This is a genomic window from Streptomyces sp. NPDC000594 (assembly GCF_040299965.1).
Classification (GTDB): Bacteria; Actinomycetota; Actinomycetes; order Streptomycetales; family Streptomycetaceae; genus Streptomyces.
On the sequence record NZ_JBEPCY010000016.1, the window covers coordinates 21,696 to 46,185 of the forward strand.

Genomic DNA, 24,490 nt, shown 5'->3' on the forward strand with positions numbered 1-24,490 from the left:
GGGACGGCCCCGGCGTCAACCCCGCGTCCCCCGGAGGCCGTCGCCGTGGCCGGACCCGGCCGGAGGGGGCCCGGCCCGGCCCCGTCAGCCGGGCCCCGTGGCGCCGGGGCCGGTGTCCGGCTCCGGGCGGGCCCTCGGCGGCTCCGGCGCGGGTGGCGGAAGCAGCTCGGGCCCGTCGTAGGCGGCCAGGAACAGCGGCATCTCCGCCAGTTCGAGATATTCGTCCCGGCAGTCGGCGCACCACTGGACATGCGCCGCGACCACCTGGTTCTCCTCGGGTGTGAGCGCGTCGAGTACATACGCGCCCAGCATCAGCCTCACATGGGCGTCCGCCCGGTACGGCTCCGTCACGCAGGCCCCCGTTCCCTGTGCTCCGCCGCGTTCGGGGACACCCCCGTACCCGGGCCATTCTGCGGACATGGCCCCGGCGTCAACAAGGGCCGGAGGGACCACGGTCGGGTCCGGTGGGGTGTGTTCATCGACGGTCAGCTCCCGGCCGCGCCCCGCTCCCTCCGGGCCGCGCGCCGGGTACGGGGGCGGACGGCCACCGCGCCGAGGAGGAGTGGGTCGCCCTCGGTGAGGAGAGCGCCGGGGCCGTCCGGGACACCGCGCGCGGCGGCGGGCCGGGCGGCACCCGGGAACGACTCCGGCAGCGGCAGCGGCCCGTACCGTACCTCCGGACCATCCGCCTCCGGCGCAAGGCGCGGATACCGGCCCGCCGGCACGGTGACGGTGCCCTCCACCGCCCTCCGTCCGTCCGACCGCCGCCGCCCCTGGTCGAGGCCGGGGATCCCGGGGTGGCACCGGCTGCCCCCGAGGGTGCGGCGGGCGACGGCGGCGAGGATCTCCGGCTCCCCGCCGGGCCCGTCGCCGGTGACGCGGTGCGCCGCGCCCGCCCTCCGGGCACCGGCGGCGGCTCCGCGCGCGGGCACTCCCCCGGCGGCCGGCGGCCCGGTGGGCACGGTGGGCACCACCGCGACGGCACCCGTCGCGCGGCGCGGTCGCGGATGGCAGGACAGGATCGGGGATGTGTGCGGTTCCATAGGGGATCCTCACAGGTCAGGTCGCGGGACGGCGCTCCGCCAGGGAGCACGCGGGGGCACCGGCCGGGGTTCACGCGACCTCGGTCCGGCGGCGCTCCCCGGACGGCCCGTGTGGATCATCGCCGACCCGCGTGAGAGGCTGACAACAGCACCTGCCCGGCAGCCAGTTGCTCCGCTCGCGCGCGAGGCGGGTGTCCGGCTGGAGGCATAGGTGAAGAGCCCTGACCTGTCCCGCGGTGCCCGACTGGCCGCCCATGGCGCCGTTTCCACGGCGCTGGCGCTCCACAGCGACCACGCGCTGGGCGAACTCGTGGCCGCCGCCGCGCCCATCGGTTCCGGCATCGGCGGGACCACCGTTCTGCTGGAGGTCGGCGGCACCCCGGTCTTCGTCAAGCGGATCCCCCTGACCGATCTGGAGCTGCGGCCGGAGAACGTCCGCTCCACGGCGAATCTCTTCGGACTGCCGGTCTTCTGCCACTACGGTGTCGGCACCATCGGCGGCCCGGGGTTCGGAGCCTGGCGGGAGCTGGCCGCGCACACCATGACGACGGACTGGGTGATCGCGGGGGAGCACGAGGGCTTCCCGCTGATGCACCACTGGCGGGTCCTGCCGGGCTCCGGCGAGCCGCTTCCCGAGGAACTCATGGATATCGAACGGGCCGTCGACCACTGGGGAGGCAGACCGGAGGTGCGCCGTCGGATCGAGGCCCTCCGGGACTCCTCGGCGAGCCTGGCGCTGTTCCTGGAGTACATCCCGGGGAATCTGCACGACTGGCTGGGCGAGCGGATCGGGGCCGGTGACGAGGCGGCCGAGCGGGCCTGCGCGATGGTGGACGAGGAGCTGACGGCCGGCGTCGCCTTCATGAACGCCCGCGGGCTGCTCCACTTCGACGCGCACTTCCAGAACATCCTCACCGACGGCCGGCGGCTCTTCTTCGCCGACTACGGCCTCGCGATCTCCTCCCGCTTCGCGCTCGCCGAGGACGAGGCCGCCTTCTTCGACGGACACCGCGCCTACGACCGGTGGTACACCGCCACCCATCTGGCCACCTGGCTGGCGGTGGCCCTGTACGGGTACGGGCCCGAGGAACGCGCGGCCTTTGTGCGCGCCTGCGCCGAAGGGGTTCCGCCGGAGGGCATCCCGGCGCCGGTCGCGGCGCTGCTGCTGCGGGACGCGCCGGTGGCCTCCGTGATGGTGGACTTCTACCGCCGGTTCCGGGGGGAGAGCCGGGAGACCCCCTTCCCCGCCGAGGCGCTCCGAAGGGCCGGCCGGGACTGACCGGCGCGGCCCCCGGCGTCAGGGGCGGACGGCGGCGCGTTCGGCGGCCTGGCGGGCGACTTCGGTACGGGAGCGGGCGCCCAGCTTGGTGAGGATGTGCGAGACATGGGTCTGCACCGTGCGCGGGGACAGGAACAGCTCGCCCGCGATCTCCGGGTTGGAGCGGCCCCGGGCCACCAGCCGGGCCACCCTCAGCTGGGCGGGGGTGAGGGCGTCCCAGCCGGTGGGCGGGCGGCCGTCGCGGAGGGTGCGGAGGCCGGTACGGACCCCCAGCGTCCGCAGCCGGTTGACGGCCCGTTTGGCGTCCCAGGCCGCGCCGAGCGCCTCGTACCGCGCCAGCGCCTCCTCCAGCGCCTCCCGGGCGTGCGCCGGGTCGCCGAGCGACGCCCGTACCACGGCGGTGTCCTCCAGCGCCTGGGCCAGCTCCAGCGGCCGTTCGGCCTCCCGGTAGTAGGCCACGGCGGCGGCCAGCGCCCCCGGGTCGTTCTCCACGAGCCCCCGGCAGCGCCCCGCCGCCGCGACCCGGACCGGATGCTGTTCGCGGTCGGCCTCGCCCGCGCTGATGACGGCCGCCGCGCGGGCGGTGGCCCGGTCGCCCAGCCGCAGGGCGAGCCGCACGATATCGGGCATCCACTGGAAACGCTGGTCCAGGTCGCGGGCGTAGGCGGGGTCGAGGGTGGGCAGCAGCACCGTCAGCGCCTCCCGGGGCCGCCCGGCGCGCTCCGCCAGCAACGCCCGTGCCATCAGCAGATATCCGGCGCGGCTGCGCCGGGCGCGGGTGGGTTCGGCCCGGTCGGGGACGGCGTCGCAGTGGGCGCGGGCGTCCTCCCCCCGGTCGCGATGGCCCTGGACGAGCGCGGCGATCCCATGGCGCAGCCAGGGCAGCCAGGGGTCCCCCGGCGGGTCGCCGAGGGTGTCGAGGCGGGCGAGGGCCTCGTCCCAGTGGCCGGTGCGGTAGTCGAGGATCGCGGTGGTCGCGACGATGCCGCCGAGCTGGCCGCCGGTGCCCTCGGCCCCGGTCTCCGCACGGGCCCGCGCCAGCGCGGCCCGGGCCTCGCCGGGCCGGTCGACCAGGCCCAGCATGACCGAGTGATAGAGCAGCAGGGTGATCCTCAGATCGGCGAGGGAGCAGGTGAGCCAGTGGGCGGCGGCCCGGTCCACGCGGTCGGACGCGCGCAGGGCGAGGGTGTTCTCGGCGAGGGCGGCCTCGGTGCGGCGGTCCCGCAGCAGGGCGCAGGAGAGCGCGTGCCGGGCGTAGGCCTCGCCGAAGGGGTACCGGCCGTCCCGGGCCCGGGAGATGACCTGCCGGGCGAGGACGGCGCACCGTTCGTTCCGGCCCGCGCCGTGGTGGACGACGGCACGCAGCCCCTGGAGGAGGGGGGCCCAGTGGTCGGCGGGGGGCTCGGCCCGGTGGAGGGCCCGTTCGGCCCGGTCGAGGGCGGCGAGGGCGTCGCTCCAGCGGCCCTGGACGAAGAGGCCGTGCGCGAGGGCGGCGCTGAGCTGGATCCGGGCCTCGGGCTCGGTGATCTCGTCCAGCAGGGTGCGCAGGGTGGCGGTGCTCGCGGGTCCGCGCAGCAGCAGGGCGGCGTGGGCGAGGTGTTCCTTGAGGGTGCTGTGGCAGGGGTCGTCGGGGGGCAGCCGGGTGAGGCAGCGGCGGAGCAGGCCGACGGCGGTCCCGGGGGCCCGTTCGGCGAGTTCGCCCGCGGTGGCGGCGAGCCAGTCGAGGGCCCAGGCGTCGCGGGGGACGGTCAGGGTCCCGGCGATGGGGAGGAGTTGTGCGGCGACGCTCTCGACGGTGCAGCCGGCCCGGTGGAGGGCGCGGGCCGCCGCACGGTGCCGCCGGGCGCGTTCGGCGGCGGGTACGGCGGTGCGCAGGGCGCCGACCAGCGCCGGGTCGCGGAAGCGCAGCCGGTCGCCGGTGTCGGTGAGGACGCCGGCGGCGATGGCCTCCGTGACGGGGTCGAGCAGTTCGAGCGGGGACCGCCCGGTGACGGCGGCGAGTTCGGCGCCGGTGACGCCCGTACCGAGCAGGGCGGCGGCGTGCAGGGTTTCCAGGGCGGACGGGGTGAGGAGGAGGGTGACGGCCGTGACGGGGTCGCCCCGGTCCGCGCCGGAGCCCTCCGCGAAGAGCTGGTGCACCCGGCGGGGGTTGCCGTGCGCGCGGGCGAGCCGTGCGCGGAGTTCGGGTGCGGGGGCCCCGCCGGTGAGAGCGGTGACCAGGTCGCGGACCTCGTCGTCGGCGAGCGGGGGCAGGGTGAGCAGGGTGGTGCCGCCGTCCAGCAGATCGCGCCGGAGGCGGCCGAGGTCGCCGGGGTCGGGTGCGGTGTGTCCGGGCCGGGCGGTGTGTCCGGGCCGGGCGGTGGCGAGGAGCAGCAGGGGGCGCTCCCCGGTGAGCCGGCTGAGCCGCTGCCACAGCAGCAGGGTGGTGCCGTCGGCGAGGTGGGCGTCGTCGAGCAGGACGGCGAGGGGGGCGTCGTCGGCCATGTCCCGGATCAGCCGGGTCACCCGCTCGGCCAGGGCGGGTTCGGGGGGCGCGGCGGGGCGGGTGCGGGTGCCGCGCGGGATTCCGGCGGCCTCGGCGCGCCGGGCGGATCCGGGCCGGGCGAGGGCGGCTTCGAGCAGGGTCCGCAGGGGGCCGCCGGGGCCGGGGTTCCGGACGGCGAGGTCGAGGGTGGCGTGGCCGGCCCGGCGGACCTCGTCCCGGGCCCGGTGGAGCAGGGCGGTCCGCCCGATGCCGGGTTCGCCCTCGATCAGCACGGAGTGGCCCCGGCCGTTCGCCAGGTCCCTGACGTACCGCTCCAGCACCCGGGTCTCGGGACCCCTGCCGGTCCACCCGCCGCCGCCGACACCGGTTGTCCGCCGGGCCGGGTCCGTCTGCGGCTCCGGTTCGGTCCCCGGGCCGGTGGGGCGGATGGGGTTCGCGGGTGTCATGGTCTCCGTCCCGGGGGTGGTCAGTGCGGCTGCCGTCATCGCGGACACCCCGTGTTGTCGCGCGTGTCGCGCGTATCGGGGGCCTCCCGGGTGCCGCGGATGTCTCCGGTGGCGCGGTCCCGGCGGGCTTCCTGCGTACCGCGCGTGCCGCGACCACCGCAAGCCTCCGGGTCGCCCCGTTCCCCGGAGGCCTCCTGGGTGTCGCCGGGATCACGGGCGTCACCGGCATCACGACGCGGCGCGGGCATCACGGGGCTGCGCGGGCATCATCCGTACGAGGGGCATCGCGGGGGCGGCCGGTGGTGCGGGTGGGGGTGTCACGGGGGTGGGGCGGCTCACGGCTGTGGGGGGTGCCGGGGGTGGGCCCCGGGGGCGGGCGGCGGCGGCCCGCCTCGCGGCCGATGTCGATCCGGGTGCGGACGCCGAGCTTGGCGAGGATGTGCGAGACATGGGTCTGCACCGTGCGCGGGGAGAGCAGCAGTTCGGCGGCGGCCTCCGGGTTGGAGCGGCCCTCGGCCACGAGGAAGGCGACCTTCAGCTCGGTGGGGGTGAGGGCGTCCCAGCCGGTACGGGGGCGGCCCCGGGTGCCCCGGGGGCCCCGGCGCACCCCGAGGGAGCGCAGCCGGGCGTCGGCTCGGGCGGTGTACCAGTGGGCGCCGAACTCCTGGTAGAGGTCGACCGCGTGGTTGAGGTGGTCCCGGGCGCCGTCGCTGTCGCCCCGGCGGGCGAGAACGGCGGCCAGATCCTCCTCCGTACGGGCGAGACAGAGCCGCATGCCCTGGTGCCGGTAGTGGTCGGCGGCGGCGAGCAGCGGTCCGGGGTCGCCGTCGAGGAGCCCGCGCAGCCGGTGGGCGAGGGCGTGGGGGCCCGGTTCGCCCGGGGTGGACCCGGCGGCGGTCCCGGCGGCGTCGACGGCGGCGCGCGCGAGTGCGGTGTCGCCGAGGGCGAGCGCGATCCGCAGGGTGTCGGGCAGCCGCGCGGACCGGTGGGCGGCGCGGGCCCCCGGCGCGCCGGCCGGGCCGGTGCCCAGGGCGCCGGCGAGGAGGGTCAGCGCGGTGTCCGGGTCTCCGTCGCGTTCCGCGAGCAGCGCCCGTGCCAGGGGGAGATAGGCGGGGTCGGCCCCGGCGGGGAGGTCGGCGCGGGCGGCGGCGATCCGGGCGCGGGCCGCGTCCCGCCGGTCCCGGCCGACCAGGATCACGGCGTCCAGGCCGAGGGGCGGTACGGGGAGCCAGGGCGCGGGGGGCTGCCGGCCCCGGTCGAGGTCGTCCAGGGCCTCGTCCCAGCGGCCGGCCCGGTAGTGGAAGCGGGCGGCGACGGTGTGCGTCCAGGCCCGGCGGGCCGGGGAGCCGGTGCGGACGGCGAGCGCGCGGGCCCGGCCCAGCAGTGCGCGCCCCTCGCGGTCGCGGTCGCGGGTGCCGAGGAGATGGGCGCCGAGCAGGGTCTGGGAGAGCAGGAGGTCCTGGGTCCAGGGGCGGTGGCGGGCGGCATCGCGGGCGTGGCCGGACTCCTGGAACGCTCCGGTGAGGTCGCCGGTGTGGGTGAGGATCTGGGCGCGTACCGCACGGGCGTACCCCTCGGCGACGGGGTCCCGGAGGGCGAGGGCCCGGTCGAGGACCCGGTCGGCGAGGGCGCGGGCCTCGTCCAGGCGGCGGCCCGCGCAGAGCAGGGTGGCGCGCAGGGCGAGGAAGCGTACGGTCCGGACCGGCCGGCGGGCGGGGGGTGTGGCGGCGAGGATGTCGTCGATCACCCAGTGGGCCGGGCGGCCGTCCTGGAGCAGGGCGAGCACGGCGAGGGCGCCGAGGCGGGCCCGGTGGGCCGGGTGGGCGGTGCGGTCGTAGGCGTCCCGGGCGCGGGCGGCGGCGTCGGGGTGGTGCAGCAGATAGGCGCCCCTGAGGGCGGCGAAGCGGAGCCGGGCGCGGTCGGGGTGGGTGGCGGGGATCCGTTCGAGGACGCGCTCGACGAGTTCGGCGGCGGCCCGGGGGTGGCGGCCGGGCAGTTCGTCGGCGTGGCGCAGCAGCCATGGGAGGGTCCAGTCGTCATCGGCCGGATCGGCCGCCAGGAGGTGGGCGGCGACCCGCCGCGCGGGGGCGTCCACGGCGGCGAGGGCGCGGGCGGCCCGGCCGTGGAGGGCGGCGCGCAAGGTGGCGGGGACGCTGTCGCGCAGGGCGCCGCGGAGCATCTCCTGGCTCAGCCGCAGCCGTTCCCCGGGGGCTTCGTCCTCCCCGGGAGCTTCGTCCTCCCCGGGGGCGTCGGCGGTCATGGCCCCGGCGGCGAGGGCCTCGTCCACCGCGGGCAGCGGGTCGTCGGGGGCGCGGTCGAGACAGACCGCGAGTTCCCGGCGGGTGAAGGGGGCGTCGAGGAGGGCGGCGATCCGCAGGGCGGTACGGGCCTCGGCGGACAGCCGGCCGATCCGGTCGGTGAGGGAGGCGGCGAGGGCGGGCGGGAGCCGGAGGGGGATGTCGCCGGGGAGACCCCGGGTGTCCCGGGTGAACGGATCTCCCGGGACACCCAGGACACCCGGGACACCGCCCGGTCCGCCCGGTGCCTCCGGTCCGGCCGGGCGGGCGAGTTCCACGGTGTCCGAGGTGACCCGTACCGCGCCGTCGGCGGTGAGCGCGTCCAGGAGTTCACCGAGGTGGCGCGGGTTGCCGGCGGCGTCCCCGAGGAGCCGCAGCAGCCCCGGCCCCGGTGGCGCGCCGAGGACCCGTTCCGCGTACCGGGCGGTGTCCCGCAGCCCGAGCGGCGGCAGGGTGAGCCGGGTGGCGCCGGCGTCGGTGAGGGCCGCCCCGGCACGGGCCAGGGGGCGGCCGGGGGCGCTGCGGACGGCGGTGGCAAGGAGCAGCGGGCGGCGCCCCGCGGTCTCGGTGAGCCGCCGCCACACCAGCAGGCTGGCCTCGTCGGCGCCGTGCAGATTGTCCAGGACGAGGACGACGGGGGCGCCCCGGCACAACTGGGCGATCAGGCGGAAGACATGGCGCAGCGCGACGGAGGGATGGCCGCCGGGCGCGGTCCCGGCGGCGAGTGCCGCCCGCCGGATGCGGTCGGTGGGCGCATGGGGTTCCAGGCAGTCGAGCAGAGCGCCGAGCGGGGTGGGGCACAGTTCACGGGCGGCCCCGGTGAGCACCCGGCAGCGCAGCCGTTCGGCCTCCCGTACGACGAGGGAGAGCAGGGCGGTCTTCCCGGCGCCCGGTTCGCCGTCCACGAGCAGGCTTCCGCCGCGGCCGGCCGCGGCCTCCTTCACCAGTTCGCGGACGCGGCGGACCTGGGCCTCCCGGCCGGTGGGGACGGGGTCCCCGCTGTGGTGTGCCACGTACGCGCTCCTCATCGCGGCGGATCCGGACGGGCCGCGGCGGTCTCCCGGTGGTCCCGGTGCCGTGCCTCGGTGGTGTCCGGGGTGTGCCGTCGAGTACGGACCCGCCGTCCCGGGCGTTCAGCGGGACCGCCGTGCGCGGACGTGGCGCCCGTCACGGCGCCGCCCCGGGCCCCCTCAGCCGAGGGTCCCGTACTCCTGGAGGACCCGGCGCAGGGCACGCAGTGCGTAGTAGGTACGGGACTTGACGGTACCCGGGGGGATGCCGAGCGCGTGGGCCGCCTCGCTCACCGACAGGCCCCGGAAATAGACCTGGAGGAGCACCGCGCGGTGATCGGGGGTGAGCCGGGCCAGCGCGGCCTGGACGTCGAGCGCCTGGATGGAGGGCTCGATCGGGTCCTCGGCGGGGATCAGGGAGTTCTCCACCCCGTGGACGGCCTCCCGGGCGCGGGAGAGCCGGGCGCGGCGGGCGTCGATGGCGAGCCGGCGGGCGACCGTGAAGAGCCAGGGCCGCATGGACTCATGACGGGTGTGCAGGGCCTCGGGGTGGCGCCAGGCGCGGATCATGGTTTCCTGGAGCAGATCCTCGGCGCGCTGGGTGTCGCCGTAGGTCAGCCCGAGTAAGAGGCCGAACACGGCGCGTCCGTGTTCGCGTTGGAGCTGCGCGAGTTCCTCCTCGGTGGCACGCTCGGGGGCGGTCGGGGCGGCCTGGTGCGGGGCGGGTGCGGTCACGACTGCGCTCCTCGTCTGGCGTCGAGCACTGTACGGTCGTTCAGTTGTCGGGGGTTCGGACAGCCTGCGTCGGGTGGGGTGCACCGGATATCCGCCGACTGGCGGAGTTGGCAGGACCCGTCGGCCAGCGGTCGAGCGGACGGCGGTGACCGTTCGCCGCAGGGACGAGTGGTCGAGCGGTCGGCGGTGAACCCTCCGCTCCCCCCGTACGTGTCACAACCGCAGCCACCACCGCCCCGCGCCCGACCGCCCCGCGCCAGGGGGGCGCACCCACACGGCGCGAATCCGCGAACCCGCTGCTGGGGCGGTATACGCGGGACCTGACCCGAGGGCCGTCCGCCCCCTGCCCCCACCACCTCGGCGAACGGCCGAACGGTCCGCCGGGGCGGACCGTGGGGCACGTCCCCATACGGAAAGGCTCCGACGCCGGGTCAGGGTCGGAGCCTTCCGTCATCGCACCGTCATCGCACCGGTGCGGCACCGGTGCCGTACCGGCCGTGTCGTACCGGCCGTGTCGTACCGGCCGTGTCGTACCGGCGGTGTCGCCCGTGTCAGCGGCGGACCCGGGGCATGCCCAGGCCGATCCAGGAGATGATCTCCCGCTGGATCTCGTTGTTCCCGCCGCCGAAGGTGAAGATCACGGCGGAGCGGTAGCCGCGTTCCAGTTCGCCGTGGAGGACGGCGCCGGGGGAGCCCTCCTTGAGGGGGCCGGCGGCGGCGGTGATCTCCAGGAGCCAGGCGTAGACGTCGCGGCGGGTCTCGGAGCCGTACACCTTGACGGCGGAGGCGTCCTGGGGGCTCAGGGCGGACTGCTGGAGGGAGCTGACCATGCGCCAGTTCAGCAGCTTCATGGCGTCGAGGCGGGTGTGGGCGCGGGCGAGGCGGGTGCGGACCCAGGGGAGGTCGATCACCCGGCGGCCGTCGGTGAGCGGGGTGCGGGCCGCCCAGTCGCGGACGTCGGCGAGGGCCCGCAGGGCGACGGTGCCATGGGCGGCGAGGGTGACCCGCTCATGGTTGAGCTGGGTGGTGATCAGCCGCCAGCCCTGGTTCTCCTCGCCGACCCGGCGGGAGGCGGGGACCCGGATGCCGTCGTAGTAGCTGGCGGTGGTGTCGTGGGAGGCGAGGGTGCGGATCACGGTGCAGGAGTAGCCGGGGTCGTCGGTCGGCACCAGCAGCATGGTGATGCCCCGGTGCGGCGGGGCGTCGGGGTCGGTGCGGACGGCGAGCCAGACCCAGTCGGCGGTGTCGCCGTTGGTGGTCCAGATCTTCTGTCCGTGGACGGTGTAGTGACCGGTCTCGGCGGAGCCCTCGCGGACGGCCCGGGTGGTGAGGGCGGCCAGATCGGTCCCGGCGCCGGGCTCGCTGTAGCCGATGGCGAAGTCGATCTCGCCGGAGAGGACCCGGGGCAGGAAGTACGCCTTCTGTTCCGCCGTACCGAAGCGCATCAGGGTGGGGCCGACGGTGTTGAGGGCCATCAGCGGCAGCGGCACCCCCGCCTGGGCGGCCTCGTCGAAGAAGATGAACTGCTCGACGGGGCCGAGTCCGCGTCCGCCGTACTCCTTGGGCCAGCCCACGCCGAGCCAGCCGTCGGCGCCCAGCCGGCGCAGGGTGGCGCGGTAGAAGCGCTTCTGTTCGGCGGGGTCGGCATGGCGGGCGTAGGCGTTGTCCGGCACCAGGCCGGCGAAGTAGGCGCGCAGTTCGGCGCGGAGCTGCTGCTGTGCGGAGGTGTAGGCGAGGTGCACGGCCCCTCCAGGGTCCAGTGGTCCGGCCCGGCGGTGTCCCCGGCGCGCGCACACGGTAGAACGTGTTCCAAGAATGCGGAAGGGTTCCGGGAACGCGGAGGGGGCGGGCCCGGGAGGGCTCCCGGGTCAGCCGGTGGGGCGCAGCAGCAGGAGCGCGGTGTCGTCGCCGCGCCGCTCACGGACCTCGGGCGGCCCGAGGAGCAGATCGGCGAGTTCTTCGAGGGACCGTTCGGGGGCGGCCGAGGAGAGCAGGCGGGCGAGGGCGGCGAGGGCGTCGTCGATATCGGTGTCCGGGGTCTCCACCAGCCCGTCGGTGTAGAGCACCAGGACGGCCCGGGGCGGCAGCGGGAGCCAGGTGGTGGGGTAGACGGAGCGGGCGTCGACGCCGAGCAGCGGGCCGCCGGTCAGTTCCAGTACCCGGACCGTGCCGTCGGGGTCGCGCAGCAGCGGCGGGGGGTGTCCGGCGCGGGCGATATGGGCGGCGTGTCCGGTCAGATCGAGGCGGAGGTGGATACAGGAGGCCAGCAGATCCGCCTCCAGGTCGATCAGCAGCCGGTTGGTGGACTCCATCACCTGGCCGGGCGGCTGGCCGACGGCAGTGTACGCGCGGACCGCCGTACGGACCTGGCCCATGAGGGCGGCGGCGGTGACATTGTGGCCCTGGACGTCCCCGATGACGGCCCCGGCGCCCCGGCCCAGGGCGACGAGGTCGTAGAAGTCGCCGCCGATGTCCATGCCCTGGGTGCCCGCGAGATAGCGGCCGGCGGCCTCCAGGCCGGGGATCGCGGGGAGGGAGTGCGGCAGCAGGGCGGACTGGAGGCCATGGGCGAGCCGGTGCTTGGTGTCATAGAGCCGGGCGCGCTCCAGGGCCTGGGCGAGGAGCCCGCCGAGTCCGGTGAGGACGGCGCGTTCGTCGGTGGTGAAGCGGTGTTCGCGGTCGAAGCCGAGCACACAGGTGCCCACCGGCCGTCCGGAGGCGATCAGCGGGAGATAGGCCCAGGCGTGCAGGCCGTCGGGGGTGGCGTTGCGCTCGGGATAGACCCGTTCCAGCTCCGCCCGGGACTCGAAGAACGACGGGACACCGGTGACCAGCGCCTGGGCGCCGGGGAGCGGGGCGGAGAGGGGGACGCCGTCGAACCGTTCGACGAGATGGGGGTCGCGGTAGCCGCGGTGGCCGAGGACCCGGAGGCGGCCGTTCTCCGAACCGAGCATCACCAGGGCGCTGCCGCCGAGCGAGGGCATGATCTCGTCGGCGACCAGGTCGATCACATCGGAGACGGAGACGGCCTCGGTGAGGGCGATGGCCAGATTGGCGATATGGGCGATGGTGACCAGCCGGGCGGGGCTGCGCTCGGAGGTGGGGCCGCGTTCGGGGGCGGGTCGCGGGGGCGACTCCGGATCGGCGGCCGGGTCGGCGGGCGGGGCGGCGGTGACCGTGGTGACGGCCGGATGGGCCGGGGTGATCTGGACGGTGAGGCCGTCCCGGCCGGGGTGGAGCCGGAAGTCCAGCCAGTCCCGGGGCGGGCGGAGCGCGGTGAACTCCATGGTCTCCTGGCTGAGCAGGGCCGCGCGGTAACGGTCCTCGTACACCGGGTCGTTCAGCCACGGTACGGCGGTCCACAGCACCCGCCCGGTCAGCCAGGTGACATCAACGCCGAGCAGTTCACCGGCGGCCGGGTTGGCGCAGGTGACCAGGGCGTTCACATCGAGGGCGCAGATGCCGTCCGGCAGTCGGAGGAGGGTGCGCAGGGCCTCGCCCCGGTCGCCGCCGCACTCGGGGGACTCCATGCCGAGGAACTGGGGCTCCTCGGCGGGCCCGGGGTCGCGGACGGCGCGGCGCAGCCGGCGGGCCAGCCGCTCGCAGGCGTCGGTCAGCCGGGCCAGCTCGGCCGGGGAAAGTGCGGCGGGATGGGAGACGGGCCAGGTCAGATAGACCGCGCCGAGAATGTCGTCACCGTCGGTGAGCGGCAGTGCGGCAAAGCGGTACTGGTACGGGAGGGCCACCGCGATCCGGGGGTAGCGGCGGGCCATCTCCTCCTCGTCGGCGACCCAGACGAGGCGGCGTTCGCGGACCGCGTCGGCGACGGGGAGGGGGGAGGCGAGGGAGATCCGCTCCCAGGGGGTGGTGAAGGAGCGGGGCAGTCCGGCCTTGACGGCCATGTCGAGGACGGGGACGGGGCGCCGGGCGCCGCCCTCGGGGAAGCCGGTGCCGCCGCCCGAGGGGCCGGTCCCGCCGCCGGAACGGTCGGTGCCGCCCGGGGGGCCCAGGGGCGCCACGCCGGGCGGGACGGCAGGGGACGGACCGGCTGGACCGGACGGACCGTGCGGACCGACTGGACCGGCCAGGTCGGCCAGGTCCGATCCGGGCAGAACGGCTCCCAGCGGCGCGGACCCGGGCGGCGCGGATCCGGGCGGTGCGGCCTCCTCCAGCGCGGCGGTCAGCAGATACAGCGCGCCCGAGTGGGCGTGCAGATCGTCCATCATCCGCGCCAGCGCGAGCGCCAGCACCGGCCGCACCGCCTGGGGCTCCCCGCCCGCCGCTCCCGCGGCGGAAGGCTGCGGCCCGCCCATGGCGTGACCACCTCCTCTCCCCGGGGCTCCCGGGGCTCCCCCTCAGGCTGCCGGGTGCCGCGCCTTCTCGCACGGCGAGCCCGGGAACGCACCCCTCACCGCGCCCCTGCCGGGCCGGGTCCGGCCCGTCACCGGCGGTGTCACCCGCTCCGCCCCGGCCCCCCGGAACCCACCGCACCGGGCGCGATCGTCACCACCGTGGACCGGCTGTGACCGGAGACGGTGACGGTCAGGGTCACCTCCCCCGCCCGCAACCCGGTGAGCACCCCGGTCGCGGGGTCGAAGGCGGCCCGGTGCCGGGCGCGGGCCTCACCCGGCGGGCCGATGTACAGCCCCCGGGAGCCCGTCCAGTCGACACCGAGCGGGAACGCGGCGGGTACCTCCCGTACCCCCTGGAGGACTGTGGCACGGACCGGCCCCGAGCCCTGGACGGGCAGGGAGTCCGGCGCGGCCAGGGTGAGCCCGTCGGTATGGGCGCGGGTGTGCGCGGAGAGCCAGTCGGGCCCCCGGTGTCCGGGCCGGTGCCGGGCGGCGGCCCGCTCGGCGGGGGCGATCTCGTCCACGCCCAGCAGGGTCCAGCCGGTGAATCCGCCCTCATGGGCGGGGCCCGCGGGGGTCTTCCCGGAGTTCCCGTTGATCAGATACGGCACTCCGTCCACCCGTTCGGCGTGGAAGACGCCCACATGTCCGCCGATGAACGCCGCGCCCTTGCCGGTGGTCCGGCGGAAGTCGGCGAGCCACCGTTCGAGCAGCGCGGCCTCCTTGCGGTCGCCGAGCTGACTGCCCTGCTGCGGGGTGGGATCGCGCGGCGGGACATGCTGGACCACCAGGACCGAGCCGATGTCCGGATCGGCCGCCGCCGCGTCCAGCCGCTCCCGCAGGGCGGCGATCTGGGCGATCCCGCCGCCGCGCAGGGTCAGCCGCGAGGTGTCGAGGGTGAGCACCCGGGTGCCCCGGTGGTCGATGACCCGGTGCGCGGGGCCGAACTCGGCGATGAAGTCGTCGATCCGTCCGCCCATCACCTCGTGGTTGCCCGGGATGTAGTACCAGGGCACCTCGCCGCCCAGCTCCGCTTCGAGGACCCGGCGGGCGAAGGCCAGGTCGGCGGGGCTGCCCTCGTCCACCAGATCTCCGTTGACCAGCAGGAAGTCGGGGCGGGCCGCCCTGATCTCGCGCAGGGTGCGCCGGGCCTGGCGCACCTGGAGGCTGTCGGGGTCCCGGGCGACGAACTGGGCGTCCGACATCACCGCGAAGCGCCAGTCCCGGCGGGCGGTGGCCGCCGCCCCGGTGATCAGCGGATCGATGACCCTCGGTGGTGGGGGCAGCTCGACATCGGGCGGCACCTGGGCCACCAGACCGTCGATGACGATCCGCCCGGTGTACTGGCGGGCGGCGGCCGTCTCGGCGAGATAGAAGCGGTGCACGGCGAGGGGGACCGGCGCCGCCTGCGGCACCGCGAAGGTCACCTGCCGCCAGCCGGTCCAGGTGACATAGGGCCCGCGCAGCAGCTGATCGGAGCCGGTGGCGTCCTTGAGGTGGAGGGTGGGCCAGGCGCCGCGGCCGTCGCCGTGGATCCAGAGGGTGAACGACTGGGGCGCGCCGGGGACGGGGAGGGGCCGGGGCGGATGGGCGTAGGCGGCCCGGGTGGCGGTCGAACGGCCGAAGTCATAGGTGAGTTCCAGACCGGTGCCGCTGTGGCCGTCGGGGGTCGCGGCGACCGAGCCGTCGGCCCGTGCCTGGCTGAAGGTCCACTGCCCGGCGTCCTCGAAGTCGGCGACGGGTCGCTGGGCGAGTCCGGCGACGACGGCGAGGGTGGTGGTCGCCCCTCCGGCCGACACGGTGATCCGGCCCGCGGCGCCGGGGGCGCGGGAGGTGACGGCGAGGGAGCCGGCCCCGTCGTCACGGATGTCGAACAGCTCCGGGTCATGGCCGATCCGCAGATCGGAGACCTCCACCGGGGCGCTGTCACCGTCGGTGTCGAAGCCGACGACACCGAACCGGCCGGTGGCGCCCGCGCCCGCGAGGGAGAGCCGCCGGGTGGTGGGGGCGATCCGGGTGAGGTCGTCCAGGACGGTCAGCTGGATCCGGCCCCGGGCGCGGGCGCGCTCGGCGGTGACCACGGCGGTGCCGCCACGCCGCGCCCGGAAGGTGCCGTCCGCGCTCACCCGGCCCACCGAGGGCCGCAGCGAGCGCCAGTGCGGGGCCCCGGCGGCGGGGCCATGGGTCTCGTCGTGTCCGGCGGCGGTGAGCCGGCGGGTGAGCCCGGGGAAGACCCGGTCGGGCCGGCCGCCCCGGACGGGGTCGGCGGTGGGGGCGGCGAGCGCGGGGATCCGGGTGGTGACCCAGTAGCCGCGCAGCCGCCCGCTGCCGTCGGGCGCGGTGAGGGCGAGACCGTTGGGTACGGTGCGCTCGCTGCCGTCGGACGGGCTGTTCTCCACCTGGAGGGTGTCGCTGCCGGGGGTACGGGCGAGCAGCGTCGAGGAGCCGCCGCCGTCGAGGTTGAGGGCGTTGTGGGCGCCCGCGCGGCGCATCATGACCCCCAGTTCGGTGAGGGTCACCCCGCCGCTGTCGGCCTGGCGTCCGTCGACGGTGAGGACGGTCATGGCGCGACCGTCCCGGGAGAAGCCGACGGCGGTGCGCGGGGCGGTGGCGTTGTTGCCCTGGCCGTCGTGGTTCTGCGGTACGCCGTCGACGACGAGGAGTTCACGTCCGCCGACCGCCGTACGGGGCACGGGTCCGCCGTCGTCGGTACGGGGGCGGTACGCCATGCCCACCCTGTCCCCCGGGCGGAGCGCGGCCAGCCGGTCGGCGCCGGCCTCCCGCCCGACCAGGACGGTGGTCCCGTCCTCGATGGGCCCGCTGCCCGGCCGGTCGGTGACGGAGACGACGGCGCCGTCGCGGACCAGCGCCTCGGCGACGGGGCGGGCCCGGTCCACGGTGAGGGCACGGTCGGCGCTCCCCCAGGCGGGGGTGTAGGCGCCGATGCCCCCGGCGGGGACGTCGGCGGCGTTGTACGCGGTGAGCGGGTACGGGCCCGAGGGCAGGGTGAGGGTCCCGTCGAAGTAGAGCCGCAGCACCCGTCCGGCGCCGTCGGGGCCGATGCCGACGGCCCGGTGGGCGCCCGGGGCGGGTGAGTGGGTGATCTCGCCCCGGGCGATGCCGGGGCCCTGGGGCGCACCGGTCTGGTTGATGTCGAAGAAGTCGCCGTTGAAGGCGGCGACGGTGCGGCGGCCGGGTCCCGGGTCGTGCCGGGCGGCGAGGGCGGAGACGGTGTCCCGGGCGGCGACCCGGCCCGGGGAGAGGTAGTCGGCGCCTACCCCCCTTGCCCCAGCGCCGTCGAGGTCGACGGAGAGGGTGTCGACCCGTAGCCACTTGTCCGATTCCAGACGGTCGAAGGAGGTCAGGCGGATCCCTGGGGCGATGGGGCGGGCGGTACGGGCGGTCTCGACCCCGTCGCCGTCCACCACGCCCCGCTGCCGGGCGGGGGCGGGGGCGCCGCCCGGGTCGGGGGCGCTGGGCGGCGGGGGTGCGACGGGGCGCAGTACCTCGGCGGGGTTCGCGGGCCGGGGGTCGGCGTCACCGCCGGAGTCCGCGGTGGCCGGGGAGACGAGTCCGGCGGGTCCGATGAGGAGGGCGGCGAGGGCGGCGGTCAGCAGGGTGGCGGCACGGCGGGCACGCGGGGGTGCCGGGTGGTCTCTGCGCACGGGTTCTCCCGGTCGTGGACGGTCGGGCGCATGACACATACGGAGAGCGACGGCTCTCCGGGGACAGGATCCCGGTCGGGGGTCCGCCCGCGCCAGATCCGGGCCCGGACACGCGCGGGCCCGCCGCACATCTGCGGCCCCCGGCCCGCGCGCAGGCGGGAACCGAGGGCCGATGGGCCGAGGGCCGGGGACGAAGGCCAGGGGCGGGTTCAGCGGGGCGGGGCCGGGGGCCCGGCCCCGGGGGCCGGTTCGGATTCGGGGACCGCGTCGGGCTCGGGGTCGGACGCGTAACGGACCCGTACCCACAGCGGCAGCACCACCCAGCACAGCACGAACCAGACGACCATCCCCACCACCAGCCACACCGCCAGCGGGTCATGGAGCACGACCCGCAGGATCAGCAGCAGCGCCGAGGCCATCGTGCCCAGCAGCAGCGCCAGCCCGGCGAGGGTCAGCCGGGAGGCCCAGTCCACCGTCTGCGGCTTCAACCGCCGCCCGGTGAGCAGCCGGTGGAAGGCGACCGGCCCGATGAGCGCCCCGGTGGCCGCTGCGCCGAGCATCACGGTGGCCAGATAGATGCTCCGGTCCACATCGGAGAGTTCGGTGAACCGGGGCTGGAAGACCACGGTGAGCAGAAAGCCGAAGAGGATCTGTACCCCTGTCTGGGCGACCCGGAGTTCCTGGAGGAGTTCGGTCCACCGGCGGTCGGCGCGCTCCTCCTCCGTCTCACTGCGGCCGGCGCCCGTACGGGCGGTGCGGCCGCCTCGTCCGCCCTGGCTCACGCCGCGTCCCGCATGATCTCCCGGCGCAGCCGGTCGCAGGAGTGGTTGATCAGCCGGGAGACATGCATCTGGGAGATCCCCAGGTCCTCGGCGATCCGGCTCTGGGTCATATCGCGGAAGAACCGCATGTAGAGGATTCTGCGTTCGCGCTCGGGGAGGGCCCGCAGCCGGGGTTTGACCGCCTCGCGGTCGATGACGGCGTCCAGGGCCGGATCGGGCCCGCCGAACGCGCCGCCCAGGGTGCAGCCGTCGTCGCCGCCGGTCACCTCCGCGTCCAGGGAGAGGGCGCGGTACGAGCCGATCGCGGCCAGTCCCTCCCGGGTCTCGTCGGGGGTGAGCCCGGCCCGTTCGGCGATCTCCGCCTCCGTGGGGGCCCGTCCGGAGACCGACTGGGCCAGCTCCTGCTGGGCGGCGCGGACCCGGTTGCGCTGGTCCTGGACGCGCCGGGGGACATGCAGGGTCCAGGTGTGATCCCGGAAGTGCCGTTTCACCTCGCCGGTGATGGTGGGCACGGCGAAGCTCGCGAAGGCGCAGCCGCGTGCGGGGTCGTACCGGTCGACGGCCTTGACCAGCCCGAGCGCGGCGACCTGGCGCAGGTCCTCCAGGCTCTCGCCCCGGTTTCTGAACCGCCCGGCGATCCGTTCGGACATGGGCAGCCAGGCGTGCACCAGCTCCTGGCGGAGCGCCTCGCGCTCGGGCCCCTCCGGCAGGGTGACGAACCGGGCGAAGGCGGCTTCGGTGTCGGGCGCGTCCTCGTGGGAGTGCCGGGCGGGCCCGGCCCCATGGCGGGGACGGGCGGTCTGTGCGGTGCTGGTCCGAGTGCGCATCTGCGCGCCACCCCTCTGCGGTGGGGACTGCTCCTGGCGACCGCGGGCCCGGGGGCCGCTCCGGCCGGACCACGGGGATCCGGTCCGGTCCGGTTGTCCCGCGCCGCACCCCCGGGGGCGGCGGGATCCACGGATCCGCGATGTCCCGGGCCCGGGGCGGACGGTACGCCTCCGGTGCCGGCACAGCATGCGGCTGCCCGCGTGCCCCGGTGGCAAACCCGGCCGCTCACGACCCCGGCCGGTGGCGACCCCGGCCGGTGGCGACCCCGGCCGGGGGTCCGCGGGGGCCCTCCGGCGCGGGACCGGGTGGTACGGGCCCGGGGCCGCTGCTGTCTCCATTCTGCTGGTTGTCCCCCGCCTCCGCAGCGGACCGGGCCGTCGGGGGCGGCCGGGCCGGGGCGGCGGGGGCGGCCGGGGCCGGGGCGGCGGGGGCGGCCGGGGCCGGATGGGACGGCGCCCCCGGGGTACCCGGGCGGTGGTACGGACCGGCCGGGCCGGGGCGCCGGTGCCCCGGCCCGGGGAGTGAGCGGAGCCGAAGGAGTGAGACGGGATGAGAGTCGCCTTTCTGGTCGCCCCCGAGGGCATCGAGCAGGTGGAGCTGACCCACCCCTGGCGGGCGGTCCTGGACAGCGGGGGGATACCGGCACTGGTCTCCACCCGGCCGGGGCGGGTCCAGGCGTACGACCATCTGGACCGCGCGGACACCTTCCCGGTGGACGAGACCGTGGGCGCCGTCTCCGCCGACGGCTTCAGCGGTCTGGTGCTGCCGGGCGGGGTGGCCAACCCCGACGCGCTGCGGATGGACGCGAAGGCGGTCGCGTTCGTCCGGGAGTTCTTCGACACGGGCCGTCCGGTGGCGGCGATCTGTCATGCGCCGTGGACCCTGATCGAGGCGGATGTGGTGCGGGGGCGGCGGCTCACCTCCTGGCCCAGTCTGCGGACGGACATCCGCAACGCGGGCGGTGTCTGGGTGGACGAGGCGGTACGGATCTGCCGGGACGGCCCCAACACCCTGATCACCAGCAGGAAGCCGGCGGATCTGCCGCTGTTCTCGGCGACGGTCACCGAGGAGTTCGTCCGGCGCCCGGCCCACCACGGGGCGTGAGCACACCCCCGGGGCACAACCCCCCGGGGCACGGGCCGGGGACACCGGGACCGGGGGTTACGGGGCGGGGTTACGGGACCGGGGGTTACGGGGAGTGCGCGGGCGCACCCGTCAGGACGCGGCCCGTCACTCCCTCGGGGTACGCGCACGGGCGCCGCTGCGGGTCCGGCCCGAGGAGACCGGGCGCTCCGGATGGCGGCGCAGATATTCCTCCTCCAGCTCCGCCATCCGGGTGGTGTGCGCGGCGAGCGCGGCCGGGGAGGCGTGCAGCAGGGTGTCGTGCCGGCTGCGGTGGATGTTCTCCAGTTCCTTGATCAGTTCATGCTCCTTGAGGCGAGCGGCGTCGACGCCCCGGTGCTGGTTATCGGGCTCCGTCATGGCGGCCGTTCTCCTTCCGTGCGCGTTCCGTGCGCCTTCGGTGCGCCTTCCGTGCCGGTGTTCCGTGCGGGTGTTCCCGACGCCTGGGCGGGTACCCGCTCGGTTGCGCACCATCCGGCCCGTCCCCGGGGCACCGCGCAACCCGGGGCGGGCCGCCCCGGGCGCGGCGCCGACCGGCCGGGTGCGTCGCGGGGCGGTGCGTGAGTCGCGGGGCGGCGTCGGCGGGGGCAGGATGGGGCCGGGTCCCGTGGTCACCGTGGAGCGGCCGCCGCCCCCGGCGCCGACCGGGGTACGGCGCCCCTGTCCCCCGGTCGGCGCCGCACGACACCCCCGGACCACCTCCAGGACATGAGGGCGATGAACGAGACCACCGACCCGGCCACGGCGCCGGGGATGACATCCAGTGCCGCGAAGGCCGGGGCTCCCTGCTGGGTGAGTCTCATGGCCCGGGACCTCACCGCGTCGCAGGACTTCTACGGAGCGGTGCTGGGGTGGGACTTCCGCCCGGGTGAGCTGGGTGACGGTTTCAGTGTCGCGCTGCTCGACGGGTCGCCGGTGGCGGGCATCGGCGCGCTGGCCCGTACCCTCCAGGTCGCCGTGGCCTGGACGCCGTACTTCGCCACCCCGGACGCCGATGTGGCGGCCTCGCGGATCCGGGAGCGCAGCGGCACGGTCGCGGTCGGGCCGCTCGCCTTCACCCTGGGCCGGGGCGCGCTGGCGGCCGACCGGGACGGGGCGGTCTTCGGCATCTGGGAGGGGGCGCTCATCCCCGACTGGCAGTCGGGGCACAAGGACGCGCCCGCGTGGCTGCTGCTGCGGACCCGCAACGCCTTCGACGCCGCGATCTTCTACGGAGAAGTGCTGGACTGGGCGAGCGATGGGCCCGGTGGCTGCGAGGTGACCTATGAGAACGAGGAGGTCGTCCTGTTGAACCGGGGTCATGTACTGGCCCGGCTGGGCTCGGGAGCCCGCGGTGCCGCCCCCGACCCGATGGACCGCCCCCGCTGGGACGTCCACTTCCCGGTGGACGACGTGGATCTGACGGCACGTGCGGCCGAGGACCGCGGCGGCACGGTGCTGGGCCGGCACCGGACGGCGAACGGCCGGGACGAGGTGGCCGTCAGCGACCCCGACGGCGCTCTCTTCACCCTGATCAGCCGCTGAACGCCCCTTACACGCCGGGACGTTGATCATTTCCGGCCGATCTTTGCGACTACCCTGTATTGTCATGGACTGGACGGAAGTGGCAACGGTCGGCACGGGGTACGCATTACTGCTGACAACGCTGTTCATGGCGATCGTGATCGGCGGACTGATGGTCGCGCCGGACTCCCTGCTCCATGACTGTCCACCTGCCATCCGGGAGCGCCACGGCCCGCAGAGCCCCCGGGGCAGACGCACCGCCGGGGTGATGGGGCTGCTCAACACCGCGGCGATGATCGGCGTACCGGTCCTGGGCGTCCTGGATCTGCACGGCCGCACCGGGGGCACCCTGGGTTTCTGGCCCCCGTTCGCCCTGGGGGCGATCGGCTTCCTCACCCTGACCCTGGTGGACCTGGTGGTCCTGGACTGGTGGCTCTTCTGCACCGTACGGCCCCGGTTCATGGTGCTGCCGGGCACGGAGGGGATGGCCGAGTACCGCGACTACGGATTCCACTGGAAGGTCCTGACCCCTCGGCCGGTCCCGTGGCCCCTGCTGATGATCCCCGGGTACGGGGCGGTGGTCGGCGCGGTGTCCGTGGTGGCGGAGGCGGTCGCCGGCTGGTGAAGCGCCACCGGTGAAGCGCCGCGCGCGCTACGGACGCGGCTCCGGGTCCGCGCCGGTTTCGGGGTCCGCGCCCGGGTCCGGGTCGGGCGGTCCGGGTGCGGTGGGTGTCGCGGGCGGGGTCGGGGTCCCTGGTGCGGTGGGCGCCTCGGGGGGTGCGACCTCCGCCCACACCACCTTGCCGCCGCCCTCCAGCGGAGTGGACCCCCAGCTCCGGGCGAGCCGTTCCAGGATCACCAGACCGTGGCCGCCGGGCAGGGTGACCGCGCTGGGCCGGACCCGGGGCGGCTCGGAGCCGGTGTCCGCGACCTCGATCCGCAGCGCCTCGGGCGTATGCCGCAGCACCAGACCGGTCGGCCCGTCCGCGTGCAGACAGGCGTTGGTGACCAGCTCGGAGACGATCAGCAGGACATCGTCGCAGGGCTCACGGCCGACGCTCGCCCAGCCCCAGTCGGCGAGAGCGCGCGCGGTGAAGTCGCGCGAGCGGGCGACCGTGCCCCGGACACCGGACAGCGTCAGCCGCCGTGTCTGGCTCTGCCTCCGGAGGCCAGTGCCCATCCGTTCCTCCGCCGTGACCGCTCCCGGTGCTCCTTCGCTCCCGCCCGCCGCGCTCTGTCGAGCGTGACAGGGCGCGAGAACCCGCGCCAGCGGGGGCCGGACCGCCCGGGAGGACCGCATGTCCCGACGGTGCCCGCCCCCGCGCGGGTCAAACGCCCCGGCGCGTGATCCGGCGCGGACGGGCGCGGCGCGCAAAGGCGTCACGGAGCGGCGGAGCGCTTCCGGCGCCGGGAGCGCCCGCGCCGCTCGCCCCGCGCCCACTGGCGCACCGCGGCGAGGCGGGGGTGCTTCTCCCGCTGCTCCCGGGCGCTGCGGTCCAGCTCCTCCAGGAGGCGGCGGCTGCGGTGCTCGGGGTCCAGTTCGGCGAGGATCCGGTCGGCCTCGGCCAGCAGCGCGCCCGCCAGCTGCCAGTGGCGCGGGTCCCGGCGGATGCCCTCCAGCAGCGGTCCGGCCACCCGCTCCCGGGCGGCGACGGCCCCGGCGAGCCCCTCGGTCAGCCGTCGCTCCGCCTCCTCGGCCCGTTCGCTGACCTGGCTGGTGACCAGCGCGGCAAAGCTCACCAGGGCGTCCCCCGTCCGGGAGAACAGCTCCTCGAAGGCCCGGGCCACCTCGTCGTCGAAGAGCCGTTCACCACCGCGCCCCTTGGCCAGGTCGGTGAGGGTACGGGCCATCACCCGCAGCACCACCGCGCAGATCTCCAGGGTGTCCAGGCCGGTCCGCAGCACCACCCGGTTGAGCAGCCCCTCACGGACCCGGGGGTTGAGCCGCAGACTGTCCTCGGCCTGCCGCAGCGACGCGTCGACCTCCGCGATGTCGTTGTCGAGCCGGCGGGCCTCGTACAGCCGCTGCTCGTACCGGACGACCGTCCCCGCCGCCGGGGGTCCGGGGGCGCTCAGGCCCTCCCCCATGTCCAGGAGCAGCCGGCGCATCCGCCGGGAGAGACCGCCGATGGACTCCCCGGCGCTGCCCACCCAGACGGGGGGAAGCAGCACATTGAAGAGGAGTCCGACGGCCGCGCCGATCAGGGTCTCCAGGACCCGGTCCCAGGCGGTGTCCGCCACCCGGGTGACGCCGAGGACCAGCATGGCGCTGATGGCGACCTCGGGGACGAACTCGCCCACCCGGACCAGATATCCCACCACCAGGGAGGCCAGGATGATCAGTCCCAGGCTCCACCAGGAGAGCCCCACCAGCAGGCTGAAGGCGCTGGCGATGAGGACGCCCGCCACCACGGAGTTCACCCGCCGGACGCTGGTGGTGAGGGTGGAGTAGAGGGTCACCTGGACCACGAGCAGGGCGGTGAGGGGTGCGGTGAGCGGGGCCGGTTCATCGCTGAGCCAGAGGGCGGCGGCATAGGCGAGGGTCGCGGCGGCGGTCGCGCGCAGGGTCTGGACGACCGCGGGCTCATGGAGGTACCGCCTGAGCGGTCCGGCCGACGCGGCGCGGGCCGGATGTCGTGTCTCGGCCACCGCCGCCCCCGTCTGTCTCCGGACAGGTCCCAGGGCCGGATGGGGGTGCGGGCGGCCCGGGACGGCCGCCTTCCCGGTCTCCGGCGGCATCAGCCTAAGCCCGTTCCCGCCGGGGTGCTCCCCGTGCGCGGGCCGGGTTTCCCGCCGGGCGCTCCGCACGCTCCCCGTACGCGGGCGGGTCGGGTCGCCGGGGTGCCGCCCGGGGCGGGGCGGGCGAGAGTGGGAGGGGCACGGGCGGTACGGCGCCACCGCGAGGGACCCGGCTCCGGTACGAGCGGCACGGCTCGGATACGG

17 protein-coding genes are annotated in these 24,490 nt (G+C 76.1%); 4 read left to right on the forward strand and 13 right to left on the reverse strand.

Annotated features, from left to right (window positions below; translation table 11 throughout):
• Positions 1 to 84: 84 nt before the first annotated feature.
• Both ABT354_RS22040 and ABT354_RS22045 read right to left on the reverse strand, forming a co-directional pair.
• A complete protein-coding gene (locus tag ABT354_RS22040) occupies positions 85 to 351 on the reverse strand; it encodes an anti-sigma factor family protein (RefSeq protein ID WP_351496360.1) in 267 nt (88 codons plus the stop codon).
• A 134-nt stretch (positions 352 to 485) separates the two neighbouring features.
• On the reverse strand, positions 486 to 1,043 hold the full coding sequence (locus ABT354_RS22045) for a hypothetical protein (RefSeq protein ID WP_351496362.1): 558 nt from the start codon (positions 1,041 to 1,043) through the stop codon (positions 486 to 488).
• Positions 1,044 to 1,254: 211 nt separating this feature from the next.
• On the opposite strand from ABT354_RS22045, the gene ABT354_RS22050 reads away from it, so the two are divergent.
• Positions 1,255 to 2,322 carry a protein kinase family protein gene (locus ABT354_RS22050; RefSeq protein ID WP_351496364.1) on the forward strand — a complete coding sequence of 356 codons (1,068 nt, stop codon included), beginning with the start codon at positions 1,255 to 1,257 and terminating at the stop codon, positions 2,320 to 2,322.
• Between the two features lie 18 nt (positions 2,323 to 2,340).
• On the opposite strand, the gene ABT354_RS22055 is transcribed toward ABT354_RS22050, so the two are convergent.
• From ABT354_RS22055 to ABT354_RS22090, 8 genes are all read right to left on the reverse strand, one after another.
• The gene (locus ABT354_RS22055) at positions 2,341 to 5,292 is read right to left on the reverse strand and encodes a helix-turn-helix transcriptional regulator (protein ID WP_351496366.1); all 2,952 of its coding nucleotides are present in this window, start codon (positions 5,290 to 5,292) and stop codon (positions 2,341 to 2,343) included.
• A 208-nt stretch (positions 5,293 to 5,500) separates the two neighbouring features.
• Positions 5,501 to 8,563, reverse strand: coding sequence for an AAA family ATPase (locus ABT354_RS22060; RefSeq protein WP_351496368.1), 3,063 nt, complete (start codon positions 8,561 to 8,563; stop codon positions 5,501 to 5,503).
• Between the two features lie 177 nt (positions 8,564 to 8,740).
• Complete coding sequence (locus tag ABT354_RS22065; protein WP_351496370.1) at positions 8,741 to 9,295, reverse strand: sigma-70 family RNA polymerase sigma factor; 555 nt, start codon at positions 9,293 to 9,295, stop codon at positions 8,741 to 8,743.
• A 551-nt stretch (positions 9,296 to 9,846) separates the two neighbouring features.
• Positions 9,847 to 11,037, reverse strand: coding sequence for an acyl-CoA dehydrogenase family protein (locus tag ABT354_RS22070; RefSeq protein WP_351496372.1), 1,191 nt, complete (start codon positions 11,035 to 11,037; stop codon positions 9,847 to 9,849).
• A 126-nt stretch (positions 11,038 to 11,163) separates the two neighbouring features.
• The gene (locus tag ABT354_RS22075) at positions 11,164 to 13,608 is read right to left on the reverse strand and encodes a SpoIIE family protein phosphatase (protein WP_502983471.1); all 2,445 of its coding nucleotides are present in this window, start codon (positions 13,606 to 13,608) and stop codon (positions 11,164 to 11,166) included.
• Between the two features lie 140 nt (positions 13,609 to 13,748).
• A complete protein-coding gene (locus tag ABT354_RS22080; protein ID WP_351496374.1) occupies positions 13,749 to 17,312 on the reverse strand; it encodes a phosphodiester glycosidase family protein in 3,564 nt (1,187 codons plus the stop codon).
• Between the two features lie 209 nt (positions 17,313 to 17,521).
• Positions 17,522 to 18,094 carry a DUF6328 family protein gene (locus tag ABT354_RS22085; RefSeq protein WP_351496376.1) on the reverse strand — a complete coding sequence of 191 codons (573 nt, stop codon included), beginning with the start codon at positions 18,092 to 18,094 and terminating at the stop codon, positions 17,522 to 17,524.
• Positions 18,091 to 18,921 carry a SigB/SigF/SigG family RNA polymerase sigma factor gene (locus tag ABT354_RS22090; protein ID WP_351496378.1) on the reverse strand — a complete coding sequence of 277 codons (831 nt, stop codon included), beginning with the start codon at positions 18,919 to 18,921 and terminating at the stop codon, positions 18,091 to 18,093. Before ABT354_RS22090 ends, ABT354_RS22085 begins: the two co-directional genes overlap by 4 nt.
• A gap of 550 nt (positions 18,922 to 19,471) precedes the next feature.
• Between ABT354_RS22090 and ABT354_RS22095 the strand changes: the two genes are divergently transcribed.
• A complete protein-coding gene (locus tag ABT354_RS22095; RefSeq protein ID WP_351496380.1) occupies positions 19,472 to 20,026 on the forward strand; it encodes a type 1 glutamine amidotransferase domain-containing protein in 555 nt (184 codons plus the stop codon).
• Positions 20,027 to 20,152: 126 nt separating this feature from the next.
• Here ABT354_RS22095 and ABT354_RS22100 read toward each other — a convergent pair whose 3' ends face one another.
• Positions 20,153 to 20,404: a DUF6158 family protein gene (locus ABT354_RS22100; RefSeq protein WP_351496382.1), complete on the reverse strand. Its 252-nt coding sequence runs from the start codon at positions 20,402 to 20,404 to the stop codon at positions 20,153 to 20,155.
• A gap of 357 nt (positions 20,405 to 20,761) precedes the next feature.
• Between ABT354_RS22100 and ABT354_RS22105 the strand changes: the two genes are divergently transcribed.
• On the forward strand, positions 20,762 to 21,568 hold the full coding sequence (locus ABT354_RS22105) for a VOC family protein (protein ID WP_351496385.1): 807 nt from the start codon (positions 20,762 to 20,764) through the stop codon (positions 21,566 to 21,568).
• Positions 21,569 to 21,632: 64 nt separating this feature from the next.
• Positions 21,633 to 22,172 (forward strand): hypothetical protein, encoded by a 540-nt coding sequence (locus ABT354_RS22110; protein WP_351496387.1) that lies wholly within the window; start codon positions 21,633 to 21,635, stop codon positions 22,170 to 22,172.
• Positions 22,173 to 22,199: 27 nt separating this feature from the next.
• Here ABT354_RS22110 and ABT354_RS22115 read toward each other — a convergent pair whose 3' ends face one another.
• Positions 22,200 to 22,727 carry an ATP-binding protein gene (locus tag ABT354_RS22115; RefSeq protein ID WP_351496389.1) on the reverse strand — a complete coding sequence of 176 codons (528 nt, stop codon included), beginning with the start codon at positions 22,725 to 22,727 and terminating at the stop codon, positions 22,200 to 22,202.
• A 200-nt stretch (positions 22,728 to 22,927) separates the two neighbouring features.
• Entirely contained in the window at positions 22,928 to 24,196 is a 1,269-nt protein-coding gene (locus tag ABT354_RS22120) for an FUSC family protein (RefSeq protein ID WP_502983472.1), read from the reverse strand.
• Positions 24,197 to 24,490 lie beyond the last annotated feature (294 nt).

Coding starts and splice junctions, on each gene's coding strand:
- ABT354_RS22045 (WP_351496362.1), bottom strand. CDS start 1,043: ATGGAACCGCACACATCCCCGATCCTGTCCTGCCATCCGCGACCGCGC.
- ABT354_RS22055 (WP_351496366.1), bottom strand. CDS start 5,292: ATGACGGCAGCCGCACTGACCACCCCCGGGACGGAGACCATGACACCC.
- ABT354_RS22075 (WP_502983471.1), bottom strand. CDS start 13,608: ATGGGCGGGCCGCAGCCTTCCGCCGCGGGAGCGGCGGGCGGGGAGCCC.
- ABT354_RS22090 (WP_351496378.1), bottom strand. CDS start 18,921: ATGCGCACTCGGACCAGCACCGCACAGACCGCCCGTCCCCGCCATGGG.
- ABT354_RS22095 (WP_351496380.1), top strand. CDS start 19,472: ATGAGAGTCGCCTTTCTGGTCGCCCCCGAGGGCATCGAGCAGGTGGAG.
- ABT354_RS22100 (WP_351496382.1), bottom strand. CDS start 20,404: ATGACGGAGCCCGATAACCAGCACCGGGGCGTCGACGCCGCTCGCCTC.
- ABT354_RS22105 (WP_351496385.1), top strand. CDS start 20,762: ATGAACGAGACCACCGACCCGGCCACGGCGCCGGGGATGACATCCAGT.
- ABT354_RS22110 (WP_351496387.1), top strand. CDS start 21,633: ATGGACTGGACGGAAGTGGCAACGGTCGGCACGGGGTACGCATTACTG.
- ABT354_RS22115 (WP_351496389.1), bottom strand. CDS start 22,727: ATGGGCACTGGCCTCCGGAGGCAGAGCCAGACACGGCGGCTGACGCTG.